1 protein-coding gene is annotated in these 509 nt (G+C 59.1%); it reads left to right on the forward strand.

What is annotated here, in order from left to right:
* Positions 1-509, forward strand: a 509-nt coding sequence (locus CXR02_RS22020) for a glycosyltransferase family 2 protein (RefSeq protein ID WP_258061178.1), incomplete at both ends; no start/stop codon positions are given.

Here is a 509-nt window from a genome sequence, read left to right on the forward strand (position 1 = left end):
GTCAGTGTCGTTATTCCCACCCTGAACGAGGCGAGGAATATCCCGTGGGTTCTTCGCCGGATTCCCTCGTATGTGGACGAGGTTGTCATCGTGGACGGCCGTTCCACGGACAACACGGTGGGAGTAGCCCGCGCTATCCGCGACAACCTTGTCATTGTCGATGAGCAGCGTAAGGGCAAGGGCGTGGCCCTCCGGTCGGGTTTTGCCGCAGCCTCAGGGGACATCATTGTCATGCTGGACGCGGATGGCAGCATGGATCCCCAGGAGATCGGCTGGTTCGTTGCCCCGCTTCAGCACGATTTCGACTTCGTTAAGGGCTCGCGCCACGTCACGGGCGGAGGATCCGAAGACCTGACCCGGCTGAGGAAGGCTGGCAACCGCGCTCTGACCGGATTGGCCAATGCGGTCCTGCATAGCAACTACTCTGACCTTTGCTATGGATATATCGCGTTTCGGAGGGAATGCCTGGAGATCCTTCAGCTGGAATCGGACGGCTTTGAAATTGAGAC

Source organism: Arthrobacter sp. 4R501 (assembly GCF_002929755.1).
Lineage (GTDB): Bacteria > Actinomycetota > Actinomycetes > Actinomycetales > Micrococcaceae > Arthrobacter.